This is a genomic window from Salinicola sp. V024, assembly GCF_052645315.1.
The window spans coordinates 1-15,083 of record NZ_JBQXYB010000001.1; the positions used below are offsets into that span (position 1 = coordinate 1).

Annotated in this window: 14 protein-coding genes and 1 pseudogene; 9 read left to right on the forward strand and 6 right to left on the reverse strand. The window is 58.1% G+C overall.

The features are described 5' to 3' along the window. Nucleotides 1–127 (forward strand): annotated as a pseudogene (locus ACUN9V_RS00005) (IS30 family transposase); the annotation flags it as partial. Here the strand turns inward: ACUN9V_RS00005 and ACUN9V_RS00010 are convergent. The 3 genes from ACUN9V_RS00010 to ACUN9V_RS00020 all read right to left on the reverse strand — a co-directional run bounded on the left by ACUN9V_RS00010 (nt 90) and on the right by ACUN9V_RS00020 (nt 2,434). Beyond that, on the reverse strand, nt 90–797 hold the full coding sequence (locus tag ACUN9V_RS00010) for a ketopantoate reductase family protein (RefSeq protein WP_445509857.1): 708 nt from the start codon (nt 795–797) through the stop codon (nt 90–92). The pseudogene ACUN9V_RS00005 and the gene ACUN9V_RS00010 overlap by 38 nt on opposite strands. 139 nt (nt 798–936) lie before the next feature. Continuing rightward, on the reverse strand, nt 937–2,058 hold the full coding sequence (locus tag ACUN9V_RS00015) for a mandelate racemase/muconate lactonizing enzyme family protein (protein ID WP_445509858.1): 1,122 nt from the start codon (nt 2,056–2,058) through the stop codon (nt 937–939). A 55-nt stretch (nt 2,059–2,113) separates the two neighbouring features. Beyond that, the gene (locus ACUN9V_RS00020; RefSeq protein WP_445509859.1) at nt 2,114–2,434 is read right to left on the reverse strand and encodes an ArsR/SmtB family transcription factor; all 321 of its coding nucleotides are present in this window, start codon (nt 2,432–2,434) and stop codon (nt 2,114–2,116) included. 311 nt (nt 2,435–2,745) lie between these two features. Between ACUN9V_RS00020 and ACUN9V_RS00025 the strand changes: the two genes are divergently transcribed. Next, nucleotides 2,746–4,032 (forward strand): SLC13 family permease, encoded by a 1,287-nt coding sequence (locus ACUN9V_RS00025; protein WP_445509860.1) that lies wholly within the window; start codon nt 2,746–2,748, stop codon nt 4,030–4,032. 117 nt (nt 4,033–4,149) lie between these two features. Here the strand turns inward: ACUN9V_RS00025 and ACUN9V_RS00030 are convergent, their stop codons facing one another. Then, the gene (locus ACUN9V_RS00030) at nt 4,150–4,956 is read right to left on the reverse strand and encodes an AraC family transcriptional regulator (protein WP_445509861.1); all 807 of its coding nucleotides are present in this window, start codon (nt 4,954–4,956) and stop codon (nt 4,150–4,152) included. A 100-nt stretch (nt 4,957–5,056) separates the two neighbouring features. On the opposite strand from ACUN9V_RS00030, the gene ACUN9V_RS00035 reads away from it, so the two are divergent. The 5 genes from ACUN9V_RS00035 (at nt 5,057) to ACUN9V_RS00055 (ending at nt 9,380) form a co-directional block, all read left to right on the forward strand. Continuing rightward, nucleotides 5,057–5,866, forward strand: a complete 810-nt coding sequence (locus ACUN9V_RS00035) for a sulfite exporter TauE/SafE family protein (RefSeq protein ID WP_445509862.1) — start codon at nt 5,057–5,059, stop codon at nt 5,864–5,866. Nucleotides 5,867–6,062: 196 nt separating this feature from the next. Next, nucleotides 6,063–6,332 (forward strand): RhuM family protein, encoded by a 270-nt coding sequence (rhuM, locus tag ACUN9V_RS00040; RefSeq protein ID WP_445509863.1) that lies wholly within the window; start codon nt 6,063–6,065, stop codon nt 6,330–6,332. Nucleotides 6,333–6,700: 368 nt separating this feature from the next. Continuing rightward, nucleotides 6,701–7,684 carry a DUF1852 domain-containing protein gene (locus ACUN9V_RS00045; protein ID WP_445509864.1) on the forward strand — a complete coding sequence of 328 codons (984 nt, stop codon included), beginning with the start codon at nt 6,701–6,703 and terminating at the stop codon, nt 7,682–7,684. A gap of 80 nt (nt 7,685–7,764) precedes the next feature. Further along, nucleotides 7,765–8,796, forward strand: coding sequence for a methionine synthase (locus tag ACUN9V_RS00050; RefSeq protein ID WP_445509865.1), 1,032 nt, complete (start codon nt 7,765–7,767; stop codon nt 8,794–8,796). Between the two features lie 107 nt (nt 8,797–8,903). Then, nucleotides 8,904–9,380: an NYN domain-containing protein gene (locus ACUN9V_RS00055; RefSeq protein WP_445510349.1), complete on the forward strand. Its 477-nt coding sequence runs from the start codon at nt 8,904–8,906 to the stop codon at nt 9,378–9,380. Between the two features lie 210 nt (nt 9,381–9,590). Here ACUN9V_RS00055 and ACUN9V_RS00060 read toward each other — a convergent pair whose 3' ends face one another. Beyond that, on the reverse strand, nt 9,591–11,099 hold the full coding sequence (locus tag ACUN9V_RS00060) for a DUF2252 domain-containing protein (protein WP_445509866.1): 1,509 nt from the start codon (nt 11,097–11,099) through the stop codon (nt 9,591–9,593). 339 nt (nt 11,100–11,438) lie between these two features. On the opposite strand from ACUN9V_RS00060, the gene lldD reads away from it, so the two are divergent. Next, nucleotides 11,439–12,635 (forward strand): FMN-dependent L-lactate dehydrogenase LldD, encoded by a 1,197-nt coding sequence (lldD, locus tag ACUN9V_RS00065; RefSeq protein WP_445509867.1) that lies wholly within the window; start codon nt 11,439–11,441, stop codon nt 12,633–12,635. A gap of 87 nt (nt 12,636–12,722) precedes the next feature. Here lldD and ACUN9V_RS00070 read toward each other — a convergent pair whose 3' ends face one another. After that, nucleotides 12,723–13,742 (reverse strand): AraC family transcriptional regulator, encoded by a 1,020-nt coding sequence (locus tag ACUN9V_RS00070; protein ID WP_445509868.1) that lies wholly within the window; start codon nt 13,740–13,742, stop codon nt 12,723–12,725. A 62-nt stretch (nt 13,743–13,804) separates the two neighbouring features. On the opposite strand from ACUN9V_RS00070, the gene ACUN9V_RS00075 reads away from it, so the two are divergent. After that, nucleotides 13,805–15,010, forward strand: coding sequence for an MFS transporter (locus ACUN9V_RS00075; RefSeq protein WP_110657164.1), 1,206 nt, complete (start codon nt 13,805–13,807; stop codon nt 15,008–15,010). Nucleotides 15,011–15,083: the final 73 nt, after the last annotated feature.

The following is a 15,083-nucleotide window of genomic DNA, read 5'->3' on the forward strand; positions in this document are numbered from 1 at the left end:
AGAGCTCGATGAGATCGCCGACTCACTGAACACAAGGCCTCGCCAGACGTTGGACTGGCGAACCCCACTGGAAGTCTACGCCGAGGTGCTCAAGAAATCCGTCGGCGGACCGAGCACCCTTCAATAGCGTTGCACTTGGAACTTGAGACCGCCGTTCGTGTTTGGCTATTCTCAAGAATTGGACCAATTGGCTGGCGCATAGCTGCTGTCGTGCCTGATAGCCCGGTGAGAAAAACGAACTTCTGCCAAAGCGCTGATTCAATATCCGCGGATATTTCGGCGTTGATAACCGCATCGTCGCATGCTGATTTGAACGCCTTTACGCGTTCGGTTTCGTGACCGCCAAATTCACCAAAACTTAAGGCCTGTAACTCATTGTGGTGACGGATCACTCCTGGCGCTTCAATCGTGGCAGAAATAAATGCTACCCCGCCGAAAAGCGAAGCTTCGGGTAGTTCGCGCTGCAGAATATCATATTGTGTCACTCCGTTTTGAAACGACACAATAGCCGTACCTTTTTCGGCACGTGCACGCACCGCGCGTGCAACCTGTTCTGTGGACCAAAGCTTGACGGCAATGATAACCAGATCCAAATCCGGTGCGTCGTCAAGATTCTCAACGGCAGTAAACGAATTGATCTTGAGGTCGCCTCGTGGGCTGTACACCATTAAACCATTGTTTTGTAACGCAGCCAAATGGTAGCCGCGGGCGACGAAAGTAACATCATGGCCGGCTGCAGCCCACCTTGCGCCAAAATAACCGCCAACGCCTCCCGCACCAATAATCCCAATTCTCATGATTGACTCTCCTGGCGGACATACTAATTCGAATGCTATAAATAATTAATTCTTCTGCACCGAACAAGGTTAGTGTATATCAACAACCCTATCTTTATTGTCCACGAATATAAGGTATAAAAACCATCCAGTTTCTCTATTAAGAACCGAATTTTTCACACCGTACCGTGAACCTCTCAATTTTTTCTTGGTCCCATCTCAATCCATGGCCCGGGCGATCAGGTGGCGTCGCCCAGCCCTCCTTGATCTCGAGTGTCTCAGATAACAATTCATCGAGTAACGGGAAATGCTCTAGCCAAGTCGTCGCTCGGCCGGCCGCGACCATGTGTACATGTAGCTCGGGTAAAAAATGAGGTGTCACGACCATCCCATGCGCTTCGGCAAGCGCATCAATTCTACGAAATTCGGAAACGCCGCCAGTCAGCGGTACATCTGGCATCCAAACTGATGCCACTCCTGCATAGTTCGAAAAAGCGCTCAAACCGAGAATATGTTCTCCAATGGCCAAAGGTGGCGTAACTCCCGCATTGAGGACACGGTATGCATCGAGATGCCGAGATTTAAGCGGTTCTTCGAACCAGCGTACTCCCAATTCAACTAGCCTCGGTGCAAACCACTGTGCAGTGGGCAGGTCCAACCGTTCATTGGCATCGATCATGATGCCGGCATCGTCACCCACTGCCTTTCGTACAGCGGCAACGCGGCTAAGATCCTCTTCCGGGCGCCGGGCGCCGATTCTAAGCTTGACGGCTGAAAACCCCTCTTCCACATACGAAACCGCCCCCTCGATGAGTTGCGCGGTCGTCATGGTGTGCGTTGCCCGCCCGCTGCCGTAAACGGGTACTTGCTCTCGCTGTGACCCCAGGAGACGGTACAGAGGCATCCCCTGCCGCATCGCACGTAAATCCCATATTGCGATATCGACCGCCGATGTGGCGAGTAATGGCACGCTATCGCCCAGCCGATGGGTGATATCACGCATCCGATACCATTCCTGATCCCATTGATCAGTTTCCATCCCGACAATTGCAGGAAGATGCAGCTCCTCAAGCAGCGCAACTATCGCAGCCATTCCCGGCCCCAAGGTATAGGTATATCCCGTCCCAGAGGCTCCATCCTTATCCGTTACCGTAACGATAGCTACTTGAAGTTGCGTTGCACCGGAACCGCCGCGTGCGGATTCCAAAGGTATATCGATTAATCGCACTTCAGCGCGCGCTATCTTACTGGATTGGTTAGTCAATACTTGTGCTGCCGGCATTTTAATTTTCCCCATAAAGTCTATGTTAAACGGTTTGAATGATCGGTCTCTATATTTAAACGCAGTTCTTATTGGCATCCCGAATCGATTGTAGCAGGCCGGGAAAACATTCTTCGAATTCGTGCGCCCGCAACCGCACAAAACTCCCATTACCAGCTTCGCGCTGTGTGATCAATCCCGCTTCGCGCAAAACTCGCCAGTGGTGTGTTCGCGTGGACTTAGCCTTTGGCAGTTCGAAAGAAGAGCATGGATGTTCCTCAGACGAACGGTTCATTAAATCGAGAATGACGCCTCGCCGGCCCTTGTCTGCTAGTGCCTTAAGGACCTCGCTAAGCGAGACATCATTCATGTCGGGGACTGTAAGTTCTTGATTCATCTAGATCTCTCACATAGGTACGCAATCAATCGTACCACTAAGGTACTATATCAATCGTACCAGTGCAACAGGGATAGTGACCGCCATCCTCCTACTGTCGACAGCGATCTGTTGATGGTCTCTGAAAGCGGAGTAGGAGGATGTCGCATGGGGTGTTCGGAGAGAATGCCTTGCTCAAAATCTGGTTAACAGAAGGCGTTTAAACAAGTGCCAGAATTAGAGCATATGTGCGTTTAAGCGCTGAGTAGTTCTGGAGTCAATGAGTTCATGGGTGTTTTCGGCCCTATTCTAAATTATGAGAGGAGTGAAGCATGTCCCCCATACAGCTCGGTTCAATCGTGCTGCTTGCAGTCGCCGTTAGTGTTTCGATATGGCGCTCAGTCAATCTTGGAATATTAGCTTTCGCTGCGGCATTCGTAATAGGTGCCGTGGCACATATCCCGCCAGATAACTACCTTACGAATTTTCCGGCCGATCTGTGCTTGCTGATCATTGGCGTTACGATGCTTTTCGCTCATGGTGAGCGTAGCGGTGCAATCGAATGGCTACTCGGCTGGGTGTTAAGAATTGTCGGCGAGAGAACCGGAATTCTCATGTGGGTACCGTTTATACTTGGTGCTGTGCTGTCGAGCGCGGGTGGCTTTCCCGGTGCGGTCGTGGCTATTGTCACACCTGTTGCCGCGAAGCTTGCGCGATCGAGTGGTATTGATTATATGACTATAGCAATTTTGGGTGTATGGGGAGCTACTTCGGGCGCATTCTCACCCATAAGTCCTTATGGCGCCGCGTTTCGGGCGGCAGCGCAACAAGCGGGGCTTGCTTATAACCCATGGATACTCTTTGGTGCCATTCTAGCCATACAACTATTACTCGCACTAGTAGCCAGCGTGATCCTACCGAAAATGGGGCGGCGGCTCGGTCACCACATGGAATCTTGCGATAGTTCTAAGAATGCTTACCAAGCACACAATGCTGGGGCCTCTTTGGTCGATATTACAACCGGTAAAAAAGCTTATCGCTACACGTCACTGGCCGCTATTTTGATTTTTGTCGGTCTGGTTGCGATTTTTCCTCTTGACATTGGCCTGGTCGCTTTATCGCTTTCCTTGGCCTTGCAATTAATTTTCCGCCCGAGCGAAAAGGCAATTGTCAGCGCAGTACCTTGGTCTGTTATTCTGCTGCTGTCTGGTTTGCTGATATACATCAGCCTGCTTGGTCAACTAGGAACGATAGATACACTAGCGACCTTACTTCAAGGCTCGATGGCCCCCATCGTGAGCGTGCTACTCATCATCTACCTCACGGCAGTACTTGGAAATATCGATTCGTCTACCCTAGCTGTACTTACGATTGCAGCTCCTTTGGCACTGACAGCGACGCATAATATGCCCTCTGCCGGTATGGGTATGCTCATTGCGATCGGATTGATTGGGTCGACTACAACGATAAGCCCGGTTCATGTCGGGGGCGCGATGATTATGGGTAACGCTACGCCAATTGATGAGCGGATATTGCTTCGAAGATTATTTGTTGTGGTCGGTTTTTTAACAGTTCTGTTACCAGCGCTAGTAGCTCTAATGCCAATAATTTTGATGTGATTTGCGGCTCGAGGAACTGAAGCGAGGCTAACTATCCGGAAATTCCGGATAGTTCTTGCGAAGAGTCACGTCAAATTACGCATGTCCGCAATGGCCTGGTCCTCGGCTTCTCCTGCATCAGCAACGGCCGGGCAATTCCTCCTCCTGACGAGTAGCCGCGCGGACAAAGCTGGTCGGGGATTGACCGAGCACCTTGCGAAACATGCTGGAGAAGGCGCCGGGGCTGTCGTAGCCGAGTTCCAACGCGGTTCGGGTAACGGAACTGCCCGATAGCAGTCTGGGAATGGCGGCCATCAGGCAGGCCTGCTGGCGCCATTCGCCGAATGACATGCCGGCCTGCTGACGGAACAGGCGGTTGAAGGTGCGTTGGCTGCGGTGCAGTTGCCGCGCCCAGTCTTCGGGCAAGCTATGAATATGCGGCTGGGCGAGAAAGTCTCTGCAAAGGCCCGCTAGTTCGGGAGCCTGGGGCAGAGGCGCAAACAGCGGCAGCGACGGCGCCAGGTGCAGCTCGTACAGCAGGAGCTGGGCGAGGGCGCCATCGCGGCCGCTCTCGTCATAGAGCGCGGGCATGTTGGCGGAGGCCAGCAGCAGCTGATGCAGCAGCGGCGCCACGACCAGCACTTCGCAACTGGGTGAGGGGCGTGGCGCCGCAACCGGTTCGATATACAGGCTGCGAGTACTGACGCCGTTCATCCGCACCCGGTGGCGCTTGCCTGCCGGCAACCAGACACCGCTGTAGGGCGGTACCATCCAGGTGCCGTTATCGGTATTCACTTCCATCAAGCCTGTCATGCCGTAGAGAAACTGGGCGCGGCGATGGGTATGAAAGTCGAGCAGGGTGCCGGAGCTGTAGTCGGTGCCGATGGCCACGACGAGCCGGGCGACATGATCCACGTCCGCCAGTGGGATATTAAGCATAGTCATCAGCGTGGCCGAAATACGACGATTATTGGCCAACGGGCGAATGTCGGCCACTTCTTATCGGAATATCGTTCCTGTCGTTGGGTTCCTCAGGAGTGTTCCGGTGTATAGCGTATTGCTTCTCTGCGGCGGGCTGGCCGGCGTGACCACGGTGCTGTTCGGTTTCGGTGGTGGCTTCGTCGTCGTTCCCTTGATGGTTACCTTGTTGATTGCTATCCATGGGCCGGATAGCGCGGCCGGCCAAGCGGCCATGCATATCGCGGTGGCCACTTCGACCGCGTTGATGATCTTTGCTGCCTCTCTATCGACATGGCGTCACCACCGGCGGCGGACCGTGCAATGGCGTCTGGTGCGTCCGCTGGTCGGTTATATCGCCATCGGTGCCGTGCTCGGCGCGGCAGCGGCGGTATCGTTGAGCGGGGAGTGGGTGCGTTGGATGTTCGTCGGCTATCTGGCGATCACGATCGTGGATGCCATCCTGCGGCCGGGCTTCCTGCATCGGGCGAATGGGGAGGTTCGCCCCATGGGCCGCCTGACGACGGGGATGACAGGCATCTTCATCGGCATGGTCGCCGCCCTTCTGGGCGTGGGCGGGAGCGTGATGACCGTGCCGCTGATGCGTCGCAGAGGCGCCAGTATGACGGCGGCGACGGCGATGGCCAATCCGTTGTCGTTGCCCATGGCTATCAGTGGCACCGCGACTTATGTGCTGTTGTCGGCCGGCGATACCCCGCTGGGCGTCTGGTATGCCGGGTATGTGGATCTGCGCGCCTTGCTGATGCTCGCGCTGGGGTCATGGCTCGGTATCCGCCTGGCGTCGCGATGGATCGGGCGCATTCCCGATCGCGTTCATGCAGGGGTCTACCTGCTGCTGCTGACGGTCGTGTTGGTGGTGATGGTTGTCATGAGCTGAGTCTCGCCAACGACTCTTCCCCCGCCTGATGCTGGCTCCGCCAAAGGCGACTGGAACGTGGTGATCCTGGTCTCTGGCGGCGGATTCGTCAAAGAGTGCGTGATATGGTCCATTGACGCTAAACGCATCTGGATCAAGCCAACATGAGCGAACAACCACAAATTCTGATTTACGAAGATGCCGAGAGACGGTGGGCGTGTGCCTGGATGAAGGGCGCGAGACCGTATGGCTGACGCAGCGGCAGATGGGCGAGGTATTCGAGACCACGCCCGAGAACGTGCTGATGCACCTCAAGAACATCTTCAATGACGAGGAGTTGGCCGAGAAGGCAACTACTAAGGGTTTCTTATTAGTTCGACAGGAAGGTCGCCGTGCGGTGCGCCGTAAAGTCCAGCACTACTACCTCGATGCCATCATCTCTGTCATATACCGCGTCAATTCTCGATATGCGGTTCGTATCCACTAATGGGCGACGCGAGTTCTCCGAGAACATCTCAATCAGGGCTGGATGCTGCATCAGCAGCGCTTCGAGGCGAATTCGCTGGAGCAGCTCCGTTAGGGGGCGATTGGGACTTGGGTATTACGTTCGATGCAGATCTGTCCCTGATACTGAAGCCACACCAACACCTGCCTCATACCGCATCATGAGCCTGACTCATGTTCGGGTGAAATCATATCGCTTTTCATGCATCCACAGGCTCTGGCATAAAGAGCGCATCCGCTTCGCTGACAGCCGCCATGGGCCTGTCGGTCGATACGTCAGATATTGCATTGACGGGCGCTGGGCCTTCTGACGGTACCAGCGCCTCTCTATTACCAGGGTGCCTGTTCGCGATGAGTCACGATTTCACATTCGATATCAAGAGCGTGCGGTTCGACGAGCATTACCGTCCGGCCAAGAACACGCGAACTACGACCAACTTCGCCAACCTGGCAAGAGGGGGTCGTCGCGAGGAAAACCTGCGCAATACCCTGACGATGATCGATAACCGTTTCAACGCGCTGGCACATTGGGACAACCCCAAGGCGGATCGCTACGCCGTCGAGCTCGACATCATCACCGGTGAGCTGAGCGTGGGGGCCGAGGACGAGGATGACACCTTCCCCGCGATCGAGATGCTCAAGACGACGATCATCGACAAGCAGACCGGCAAGCGTATTCCGGGCATGGTAGGGAACAACTTCTCCTCCTACGTGCGCGACTACGACTTCAGCGTCTGGCTCTCGGAGCACAACCAGGATCGAGCCGAATTCGGCATCCCGGAGGGGTTCGGCGACCTGCACGGCAAGCTGTTCAAGCGCTTCGTCGACTCCGATGCGTACCGGGCTTCCTTCAGCAAGGCGCCGGTCATCTGCCTCAGCGTCTCCAGCAGCAAGGTCTATCGCCAGACCGACAATCGCCACCCGGTGCTGGGCGTGGAGTACGAGAACGACGAGTCCTCGCTGACGGATTTCTACTTCGGCAAGATGGGCCTGCAGGTGCGCTACTTCATGCCGCCGCATGCGGTCGCGCCGCTGGCGTTCTATTTCTCCGGCGATCTGCTGGCCGATTACACCGATCTCGAGCTGATCAGCGCCATCAGCACGATGGAGACGTTCCAGAAGATCTATCGTCCCGAGATCTACAACGCCAATTCGTTGGCGGGCAAGATCTACCAGCCCAGCCTGAAGCATCAGGACTACTCGCTGACGCGTATCGTCTACGACCGCGAAGAGCGCGGTCAGTTGGCCGTCGAGCAGGGCAAGTTCACCGAGCGGCACTTCATCAAGCCCTACCGCCATGTGCTCGAGCAGTGGTCGGCCAACTATTCCCTTTGATCGACCCGTTCCAACGACTCTTTTTGGTCAACCCGTTACAACGACATTCTTTGATCAACCCGTTATTAAGGTCATTTTGTATGAAGACTTTGTTGCCCACGTCGACGGCCGGTAGCCTGCCCAAGCCCGCCTGGCTGGCCCAGCCCGAGACGCTCTGGTCGCCGTGGAAACTGCAGGACGAGGAGCTGGCCGAGGGCAAGCGGGATGCGTTGCGGGTCTGCCTGCACGATCAGCGGCGGGCCGGGATCGATATCGTCAGCGACGGCGAACAGACCCGTCAGCACTTTGTCACGACCTTCATCGAGCACTTGAGCGGCGTCGATTTCGAGCAGCGCGAGATCGTCAAGATCCGCGACCGCTATGACGCCAGCGTTCCTTCGGTGGTCGGCCCCGTGGCGCGCGAAAAGCCGGTGTTTGTCGAAGATGCCAAATTCCTGCGCCAGCAAACCGACCAGCCGATCAAGTGGGCGCTACCGGGCCCCATGACCATGGTCGATACGCTCTTTGATGGCCACTACAAGAGCCGCGAAAAGTTGGCCTGGGAATTCGCCAAGATCCTCAACCACGAAGCCCGCGACCTGGCCGCCGCCGGCGTGGATATCATTCAGTTCGATGAGCCGGCCTTCAACGTCTTCTTCGACGAGGTGAACGACTGGGGCATCGCCGCGCTGGAAAAAGCCATCGAAGGCGTCGAGTGCGAGAACGCCGTGCATATTTGCTACGGCTACGGCATCAAGGCCAACACGGACTGGAAGAAGACATTGGGGTCGGAGTGGCGCCAGTACGAAGAGATCTTCCCCAAGCTGCAGGCGTCGAACATCGATATCGTCTCGCTGGAGTGCCAGAACTCCCATGTGCCGATGGAGCTGATCGAACTGATCCGCGGCAAGAAGGTGATGGTCGGGGCGATCGACGTGGCCACCAACACCATCGAAACGCCGGAAGAGGTCGCCGAGACGCTGCGCAAGGCGCTCAAGTTCGTCGATGCCGACAAGCTCTACCCGTGTACCAATTGTGGCATGACGCCCTTGTCTCGCCGGGTGGCCCAAGGCAAGCTCAGCGCTCTGAGTGCTGGCGCGGAGATCGTTCGGAAGGAGCTCGCGGCTCGATAGCGGGGTTCCAGGCGGCGAAAGACGCGGCGGTGGTCATCAAGACTCTGGCCGGTGGTTGGCAACACGTTGCCGGCACCGGCCTTCAAGCGTTTTCGGAAACCCCTGCCATGACCACCGTTGCCATCTTCGTCGACACCCAGAACGTCTACTACACCGTGCGCGACGCCTACGCCAAGCAGTTCGACTATCGCTGCTTCTGGGCGCGGGCGACGGCGGGCCGCGAGGTGCTGACCGCCCGCTGCTACGCCACTGACAAAAATGATCCCAAGCAGCGCGGCTTTCAGAACACCCTGCGCAGCATTGGCTTCGAGGTGAAGCTGAAGCCATTCATCCAGCGTGCGGATGGCTCCGCCAAGGGCGACTGGGACGTGGGCATCACGCTCGATGCCATCGAGTTCGCGGCCCGGGCGGACGTCATCGTGCTGGCCTCCGGCGACGGCGACTTCGACCTGCTGGCGCGGAAGATTCGCGAGGTGCACGGCAAGCGCGTCGAGGTTTATGGCGTACCCCGGCTCACCGCCAACTCCCTCATCAATGCCGCCAGCCAGTTCATCCCCATCGAGGGCGATCTGCTGCTGGGTTGAGGTGGAGCCGGAAATTGGCGGCCGGTGTCATCGAGCGAAGCGTGAATGCCTCCATTTCAGCCGAGCTGATTGTCACCGGCATGGAATGCTCCACGAACGACCGAGGAATTCTCGACGGTTCTCGGTTGACGGTGCCAACGCCAAATCGAACTGCTCAGGAATCCTTACTCGTTCGATGACACCGGTGGGCCGCCGCGCATCGGTGTCATCTCACCGATGCACCCAGTCCAGATGCTCGAACGCGCCGCGGGCGTGATCCTCGCGGAATATCGCGTGATCGCGGCGCACGCGGTCGGCGGATTCGATGGCAAATTCCACCATGTCTTCGATGAACAGTGCCGACGGGCCGATGGCGTCGACGATTGCAGGCTCGACGTCGTAGTCGATCCTGCCGGACTCATCGGAGAGGGCGTGCACGCGGGCGAGCACCCCGCCGCAGATACGGGCGTACTCCTTCCACTCGCTCTTGGAGAGATCGTCGAGGTCGATATCGTCCCGGAACGGGGCGCGCTCCCGCGACATGTAGCTCTGCCCGTCGAAGCGAGCATGACCATAGAAGACATCGCCGCGCACGAGATGGACGGCCTGGGCGTGGCTGATGCGTTCGGCAAGCGTGTCCATCTCGTAGACGGAAGGCGGTACCAAGCAGGAAAGGGCGGATCGCCGGGCCTGCTTGTACTCGATGATCAGGTCATCCGTTCCGTCACGTTGTGGGCCTTCGATCAGCACGTAGTAGCGGTTGAGCCCCAGCGAGGCGGTGCCCTGGTCGAGACGTATCGCTACGTCCTTCACGTGCATACCATTCTTATCTCGCCCTCGGGCCCGTGCCGGCACGTCGATGTGGTTCTCCTCGATCAGCCGGTCGGTTATCGCCTGGAACTCGTCCCGGCGCGACGAGATCGGTACCAGCTTCTTGGTCGGGCGGAACCCGCGGCGGCTCTCGTCGAGATAGTCATCGGCAAGCCAGTCGGCGCGGTTCTCGTCGGCGTCCTCGAACAGCTTGCGAATCAGCTTGGGGGCGTTGTCGAAGCGCATCTCTCCTTTCTGTTCATTGCCTTCGCGGGCCAAGCGCTCCATCTTCCTGATGTAGCCGTTGACGAAATGGCGCACGATCTTGATCTGGTGTTTGCGCTTGAGTGCGCCTTCGGTTTTCGCGGCAATCATGAAGCCGGTGGCGCCACGCTTGAGATCCCAGGTGAATGGCGCGTAATAGGCTTCGTCGAAATCGTTGACCGAGAAGATCGGTACGTTGTCGGCATTGGGCATGACGCCGAAGTTTTCGGGGTGAACGTCGCCCAGCGCCAGCACGGTCGGCATCCAGGCGTCGTCGCCGGCCATGTCGCGATAGAACAGCAATGCCGTGCCACGAAAGAACGAGAACAGCGAGTCCGACAGCTTGGCGAACTTGAGATCGGCACCTTCGGCATGGGTCGCAATACGCGTTTGATGGTCCTCGCGTAGTGTCTGGCGCACATGCTGGCGCCGCTCGAAGCCAGTCAGCGCCCGCGGACGTAGCACGAATTCACCGGCAGCCACCGCTTCCGCCAACCGGCGAAAAGTCTCGTAGCGTGTCGCGGCAACCGGGTCTGTGTTCTGGGGCAAATCGCGTTCGAGTGCGGCCGCCAGTTCCGCCTTGCTCATCGAAGAACGCCCCGGGATATCACGCTGCTGAGCGCGTTCGTAAAGCGCTTGGCGCGTGAGGTTCGCTTGCTGCGTCATGGGCGCTCCTTACCTGTCCGGTTTGCGGCTGATGTCGATGGATCGTTGATGTATCCAGCATGCCCGAGTTGAAGGGACAACGCATGTTTGCCCCTTGCAGCAGCGAAGGCGCCAGGTATCCGTCGAAGAAGCGCGTCGGCTGACGGTGTTCGACTAAAGTCTCGATATCTCCTCCCGCTTTTCTGCGAGAGGAGTTGATACGCTACGTTCGAACGCTCTCTTTCTCATCGCTGTCTGCGGCGAGCGTTTCTTTCATCGCTCCCGAACCGAGCGTCTTTTTCATCACCCCCGCATCGAGCGTCTCTTTCACCGCTCCCGAACCGAGAGTAAGGCGAATCCATGATCATTTCAGGTCCTTCCGATTACCGGCGCGCCGCCCAGCGTCGTGTGCCTCGTTTCCTGTTCGATTATCTTGACGGCGGGGCGGTGACCGAAAGCACCATGCGCGGCAACGTCGAGGCACTGCAGGCCATTCCGCTGCGTCAGCGAGTGCTGCAGGGCGGCGGTACGCCGACGTTGGAAACCCAGGTGCTCGGCAGCCGCTGGGAGATGCCCGTCGCACTGGCGCCGGTCGGCGCCACCGGGATGTATGCCCGTCGCGGTGAAGTGCAGGCGGCGCGCGCGGCCGAGAAAGCCGGTATTCCCTACACGCTCTCGACGGTGTCGGTCTGCTCGATCGAGGAGGTCGCGAAAGGCGCCCGGGGTGAGCTCTGGTCCCAGCTCTATGTGCTCAAGGATCGCGGGTTCATGGAGAACGCGCTGGAGCGCGCCTGGGCAGCCGGCATGAAGACGCTGGTGTTCACGGTGGACATGCCGCTGCCGGGCTCGCGCTATCGCGACCGCCACTCCGGTATGTCCGGTCCTCACGCCAAACTTCGTCAGGCCGCTCAGGCCTTGATGCATCCCCGATGGGCATTCGATGTCGCATTCAAGGGCAAGCCGCTGTCGTTCGGCAATATCGAAGCGTATACCGGTCGCCAGATGAACATGGACGACTACATGGGTTTCCTGGCCAAGAACTTCGACCCCTCCATCAGTTGGAGCGAGCTGGAGTGGATTCGGGATAGCTGGAAGGGCAACCTGATTATCAAGGGGCTGCTGGACAAGGAAGATGCGCGGGATGCGGTACGCATGGGAGCCGATGGGATCATCGTCTCCAATCACGGCGGGCGCCAGCTCGACGGCGCGATCCCCACCGCCCAGGCGCTGCCACGTATCGTCGAGGCGGTCGGGGACGAACTGACGGTGCTGGCGGATTCCGGCGTTCGCTCCGGTCTCGATGTGGTCAGGATGCTGGCGCTGGGCGCGAAAGGGGTGCTGCTCGGCCGCGCTTACGCCTACGCGCTGGCGGCCGAAGGTGAGCGGGGCGTCTCGCATCTGCTCGAGCTGATCGCCGCCGACATGCGCGTGACCATGACGCTTATCGGCGCCCATTCGCCGGCGGATATCAGCGCCGATCATCTGGAATCGGTCGCGAAAGAGCTGAAGAGCGAGCAGCGCCCTGCGGTCGCGGAGCCCGATACAGCGGCGTTCTGACTGGCGTTTGTCGCTGCATCGTCCCCTGATAGGTTGAGGACAGCAGCTCGCTTTACGCGCCGGCTGGTTGATCATGAACCAAACGGGTCACGACGCTAAACGATGCTTCTTGCGACTGGCCCCCGGAGGTTGTCCGGTGACGCGCTTATAGGCGCGGCTAAAGGCTGCCTGCGAGTGATAACCGAGACGCAGCGCCACGTCTTCAATATGAAGCCTGTCTTGAGTCAGCCACTGGCCGGCTAGCTGCATTCGCAGCTCTGTGGCATAACGCAGCGGTGGCGTGCCGATGGTGGCTTGAAAACGCTCAGCGAAGACCGAACGAGAAATATGGCATTTGGCTGCCAGCTCTCCCACGCTCCAGTTGTGGGTAGGGTCCCGATGTAACGCGAGGATGCCCATAGCCAATCTGGGATCGCGCAGCGCGGCCACCAGCCCCGCGGCATTATCGCAGCCGCATTCCACCCATCCGCGGACGACCATCGTGGCCACCACGTCGGCGAGCCGGGCGAGGACACCGGCGAACCCAACCCGTCCAGAGCAGATTTCACGTTTCATGGAGGTGAGGATAGACACGAGATCGGGATATCGCTGCCCCGTGGCATCGACCATCATCACGTCGGGCATCAGCCGGCTCAGGCCCTGCATGCCACCAAGATCGAACTCCATGCAGCCGTGAAAGAGAATCGCGCCGGGTGTTTCCTGCTGACTGGGACAGATATCGATGGCGCCAACCGCATCACCGAGAGATGCCACCTCGAAGCTGGAGATGTCCTGAATCGCGAGATCAAGGCCGGATAGCAACTGATGTGCGGTGCCATGCGGCATCAGCACAGCATTGCCCGCTGACAGCTCATACAGCGTGCCATCTTCAGTGCGCAATAGGGCGGAGCCGACCGCGAGGAAGTAAAAATGGGCGTGGTTAGGCCTGGCTTCAAAGCTGAAACCAAATGAAGATCCTGTCTGAATGCGCCGGTACTGGACGCCTCTCAAGCGCATGCCGGTGAGCATTTCGCTGATGAGATCGGAGGAGAGGGCAATAGGATCTGTCGTTGCCATAGTGGTAACCACCTCCGGGGTTTCGATCAAAAAGTTAGGGTTTGGTGTCATGGATCATCCTGTGCTCCGATCATAGACTGCCGCTCATCATGAACTCCAAGGGATATTCTCTGATGAGTAGCAGTGCATGCGGTGCGGTATCTGACGCCAACCTGGAGCGAGCGATCGAGACAGAGCCTACCTCACCAGCCTGGATGGCAGTGTTTTCTCTGGCGATGGGGGTATTTGGGTTACTAACTGCAGAGTACCTGCCTGCCAGTTTGTTGACGCCGATGGCTTCTGCGCTTGAGGTGTCAGAATCGATGGCGGGGCAAGCCGTAACGGTAACTGCGGTGGTGGCGCTCTTTGCCGGTTTATTGGTTCCAAGGCTCACGCGTCGCATCGACCGACGTTTGGTGTTGCTGGGCTTCACCATGATGATGATCGTTTCGAATTTGCTGGTCGCCCTGTCTTCCAGTTTGACCGTTCTCTTGATCATGCGGGTTTTCCTGGGAATCGCCCTTGGCGGCTTCTGGAGCATGGCAGCGGCGGTGGCCATGCGGTTAGTGCCAGCGGCGCTGCTGCCACGCGCTTTATCGATTATCTTCAGTGGCATCGCTGTGGGAACGGTCGTGGCTGTACCGCTTGGCAGCTATATGGGCGGGCTCTATGGCTGGCGTAGTGCCTTTCTGGCGGCAGCTGCGGTCGGCATGATAACGCTCGTCTTCCAGTGGTTCACGCTCCCTCGAATGACACCCAGAAGAACCGCCCGGTTACAAACCGTACTGGAAGTGTTGAGTCGGCCGGGAATTGGCGTGGGCATGTTGGGTTGCATACTGGCTCACACCGGCCATTTTGCTTTGTTCACCTACATTCGCCCCTTTCTGGAAAGTACGACAGGTGTCGGATCGGATGCCCTCGCACTCATGCTGCTGGGGTTCGGCGTGGCGAACTTTATGGGAACGCTGCTGACCGGTTGGTTGATGGAACACAGTTTGAGAGGGGCTCTGGTGCTGATGCCACTACTGGTTGGTGTATCTGCATTGGCGCTGGTGTTACTGCCTTCCTCGGTCATGAGCCAAGCGCTACTGGTCGCCTTCTGGGGAATGGCATTCGGTGGTGTACCGGTTGCATGGTCCAACTGGGTAGCGAATGCCGTGCCGGATCAGACAGAGAGTGCTGGCGGCATGGTGGTCGCGTCGGTGCAGTCTTCCATCGCAGTGGGGGCTGCTGCGGGCGGTGCCATGTTCAGCGTTAGTGGCATCACTGGTGTATTCATAGCTGGGGCCGTCATCATGCTGCTTGCATCGCTGCTGATCACCCTATGGGTCAGGGCATAGCGACGTAAGTTTTAGGGCAATGGGAGATGGCGAAGGGCGCGGTGAGGGTGGCGGTAAGCCTGAAAGCCGGCAT

Coding starts and splice junctions, on each gene's coding strand:
- ACUN9V_RS00020 (WP_445509859.1), bottom strand. CDS start 2,434: ATGAATCAAGAACTTACAGTCCCCGACATGAATGATGTCTCGCTTAGC.
- ACUN9V_RS00025 (WP_445509860.1), top strand. CDS start 2,746: ATGTCCCCCATACAGCTCGGTTCAATCGTGCTGCTTGCAGTCGCCGTT.
- ACUN9V_RS00030 (WP_445509861.1), bottom strand. CDS start 4,956: ATGACTATGCTTAATATCCCACTGGCGGACGTGGATCATGTCGCCCGG.
- ACUN9V_RS00015 (WP_445509858.1), bottom strand. CDS start 2,058: ATGCCGGCAGCACAAGTATTGACTAACCAATCCAGTAAGATAGCGCGC.
- ACUN9V_RS00070 (WP_445509868.1), bottom strand. CDS start 13,742: ATGACACCAAACCCTAACTTTTTGATCGAAACCCCGGAGGTGGTTACC.
- ACUN9V_RS00060 (WP_445509866.1), bottom strand. CDS start 11,099: ATGACGCAGCAAGCGAACCTCACGCGCCAAGCGCTTTACGAACGCGCT.
- ACUN9V_RS00050 (WP_445509865.1), top strand. CDS start 7,765: ATGAAGACTTTGTTGCCCACGTCGACGGCCGGTAGCCTGCCCAAGCCC.
- ACUN9V_RS00010 (WP_445509857.1), bottom strand. CDS start 797: ATGAGAATTGGGATTATTGGTGCGGGAGGCGTTGGCGGTTATTTTGGC.
- ACUN9V_RS00055 (WP_445510349.1), top strand. CDS start 8,904: ATGACCACCGTTGCCATCTTCGTCGACACCCAGAACGTCTACTACACC.
- lldD (WP_445509867.1), top strand. CDS start 11,439: ATGATCATTTCAGGTCCTTCCGATTACCGGCGCGCCGCCCAGCGTCGT.
- ACUN9V_RS00045 (WP_445509864.1), top strand. CDS start 6,701: ATGAGTCACGATTTCACATTCGATATCAAGAGCGTGCGGTTCGACGAG.
- ACUN9V_RS00075 (WP_110657164.1), top strand. CDS start 13,805: ATGAGTAGCAGTGCATGCGGTGCGGTATCTGACGCCAACCTGGAGCGA.